The sequence below is a fragment of the Marinicrinis lubricantis genome (genome assembly GCF_042658665.1).
Taxonomy (GTDB): domain Bacteria; phylum Bacillota; class Bacilli; order Paenibacillales; family KCTC-33676; genus Marinicrinis; species Marinicrinis lubricantis.
The window spans coordinates 1-2814 of sequence record NZ_JBHSQV010000091.1 but is presented as its reverse complement, the minus strand read 5'-3'; the positions used below and the strand labels follow the sequence as shown (position 1 = coordinate 2814).

Here is a 2814-nt window from a genome sequence, read left to right as displayed (position 1 = left end):
GGAGTTCACCTCATCTCATTTGGTATCGTTTGGTCACTTTACCTATTCGAGATTTGGGGAGGTACTCCTTTTTCCATGTCTTAAAAATTCAGCCGTACCAAGGCTTTTGAGTTATGAAATTGATTCATCAAGATGATATAAAAAATGAATAGTGCAGTTGAAAGGAACAATAGATCATTACGAAGAAACAGGGTGTATTCATGGACAGATATATACATAGCATCCGGCAGGTACAAGATTATATCGAAAGACATTATGCCGAGAAAATCACGCTCGATCAATTAGCTGATATTTCAAAATTTTCGAAGTATCATTTTTCTAGGATATTTACCTCATCCGTTGGCACCACTCCACTAGCCTATATCACACAGCAGCGTTTGAAAAAATCGCTCTCTTTTTTAATGGATACGGATATGACGATTTTAGAGATTTCCACTTTGTGCGGGTTTGAGTCGATTTCCAATTATAATACGGCATTTAAGAAATATTTCGAGAAGACGCCAAGTAAGGTCAGAAAAAGCCTGCAAAAGGAACGCAATATTTCGTTATTTCTCAGCAACAATGAGGCAGAGCGATCCGGCCAAACTTCGTATGATGGAAGGGAGAATAACTTCCTGAGGAGGATTTGGCAAATGAATATTCAAATTCGTGAATTGCCCGATTATGAGGTAGCCTATGTAAGGCATGTTGGCAGTTATCTAGAAACGTACCATGCATGGGGGCAGCTTGGCACATGGGCTGCAAAAAACAATTTATTCCCGCCGTCGCACTATTATATCGGGATATCGTTGGACGATCCGGCCACGACAGAGGAATATGCATGCCGCTACGACGCATGCATTACAATTCCAAGCGATTTCAAGAAAACGGAAAATGAAGAAGTTCGGTTTCAAAGTCTGCCAGGCGGATTATACGCTTTGTACTCATTTTATGACGCCATCGATAAATTTGCGATCGCGTATCAGGTTATTTACGGGCAGTGGCTGCCGTCCAGTGAATATGATCCGGATGACAGGTATAGTTTGGAGTTTTGCATGAATAATCCGACAGAGGATCCGGAAGGCAAGGCAAAGGTTGATTTATATGTGCCGATCAGAAAAAGAGCGGAAGTCGTATAGATTATCAGAGTAAAGACGGAGCAGGTACGACGAAGATGAGGTGAGAGCGGGATTATGACAGAAGGACAAGGTGCGCAAGGCACGCTGTTATGGTTATCCGCTCTAATTGTTTTAATAAGGTTGGAACGATCATGCTTGTCAGTATGGTGAGTACTTCATCGGGCAGAGGCCAAGCCGATTGCATAATGAGACCATAAAATATCCTTAACCATCTCCGCCTGCCCCTCCTCACAGTGAACTATCAGGATCACATCTCCTTTTTTTCCTTTGAGCTTTTGCTGCCGTATCTTCCGATGCTTGAATAGGTAATACAAACAGACGTTCAGCAAGATGCCAAGCACGAATCCGAATCCTGCGCCAATTAATCCCCAGATCACAGGTCCCCAATACCAGACGAACCCCTTGCTGGCTCCGATGGTGGCGAATAAGAAGGCCATAATAAATCCTTTGTCCAGAAATGAGATACCGTCAGCACGATGCATGCTGTCCATTATCCTAGCATGTTCCTTACGCAATTCCAGCGGTACAGCATATATATCACGTATTCCCTTAACCTCCAGCTCCGAAATGACGACTTCAAGAAAAGCGGTATATTCGAAGGTAGCAAAAATTTGCATTAGTTCACCTTGCCTTCTAATCTTATCCTTCTACCTGCAGGCTGGTAATTCCTTATAAGGAAGTTCTTTATATCATCGTTGAATAACTTGTTGTTTTCCACTGCGTTCGTGTAAGCGTCATAGATAGTGAAGAAATATAACGATGGAAAATACAACGTCCACTGAGGATCAAGCACAGCTGATGAAGACTCGATATCTCCTAAAATTAAATAATGAATCGCTAATAAAAAATTTGAATTTCCCATGATAATAATGGTGCTGATTAAAACGAATACGGCAAAAACAATTCGATGCAAGTACAATTGTCCAACGCTTGGAATCCCTGCTGACCAGACGGCAGCAATCCAAGGCTTCCGTTTATCTAAGTAATTGACCTCCAGTGCTCTAATGTCAAAACTGTTATAGGGGGCATTTTCTCTCTGCGCCAGAAGATACACTCTATTCATATCTACGGTAGTCCGGTAACTATCCCAGATCGCGAATAAATAAACAGGAATATAGAGTCCCATAAATTTTGGCTCCAGCACTTCTTTCGCTGCTTCAAATTGACCGTTAAAACTGTGTACCATGGCTAAATTCAAATGTATGAGTTGATTGATGAACATTTCCCAAATAACAAGCGCATATCCACGTAAGTATTTATTCAAAAGCAGGTGCCCAAAGCCTGGAAATGCTAAGGACCAAGCGGCGATGACATAAGGGCTTCTTAAATGAAGCTGGGTAGTTCCCAGCATGCTGACGAAAGCTTTGTATCGCCTGTTTTTCAGTGATTCACGGAAGTTATCCAATCCAATTCACTCCAAGGCGGTTTAAGTTTCTAATATTTTTACCGAATGGAGTAATTTTACTCAAAAACGTTGAGGGTAATATGGATAAGGTGTGAGGCTGTACGACGGATTAACAATAGACAACGGACGGCCCGATGCGGGGAAACACTGTGTAAATATAAAAAGAGCCATTCCTGTAATGAAGTAATTTGCTCTTTGAAAAGAAAAAGCGCCTCCTGTATGCTGGGTCTCGGAATGGTTCGACATTCACTGCCCTAATTGAAGGAGGACGCTCAATATGAAGTATAAACT

General features: G+C 41.9%; 3 protein-coding genes. 1 reads left to right on the top strand and 2 read right to left on the bottom strand.

Annotation, left to right across the window (positions count from 1 at the left end; all coding sequences use genetic code 11):
• The first annotated feature begins 200 nt into the window (after positions 1–200).
• Entirely contained in the window at positions 201–1118 is a 918-nt protein-coding gene (locus ACFPXP_RS08260) for an AraC family transcriptional regulator (protein WP_379893760.1), read from the top strand.
• Between the two features lie 155 nt (positions 1119–1273).
• Here the strand turns inward: ACFPXP_RS08260 and ACFPXP_RS08255 are convergent, their stop codons facing one another.
• Positions 1274–1735, bottom strand: coding sequence for a hypothetical protein (locus ACFPXP_RS08255; RefSeq protein ID WP_379893759.1), 462 nt, complete (start codon positions 1733–1735; stop codon positions 1274–1276).
• A complete protein-coding gene (locus ACFPXP_RS08250; RefSeq protein ID WP_379893758.1) occupies positions 1735–2523 on the bottom strand; it encodes a hypothetical protein in 789 nt (262 codons plus the stop codon). The genes ACFPXP_RS08255 and ACFPXP_RS08250 overlap by 1 nt, the downstream gene beginning before the upstream one ends.
• Positions 2524–2814 lie beyond the last annotated feature (291 nt).

Bases quoted from the DNA above. Each gene is read 5' to 3' on its own strand.
- ACFPXP_RS08260 (WP_379893760.1), top strand. From the start codon at position 201: ATGGACAGATATATACATAGCATCCGGCAGGTACAAGATTATATCGAA.
- ACFPXP_RS08255 (WP_379893759.1), bottom strand. From the start codon at position 1,735: ATGCAAATTTTTGCTACCTTCGAATATACCGCTTTTCTTGAAGTCGTC.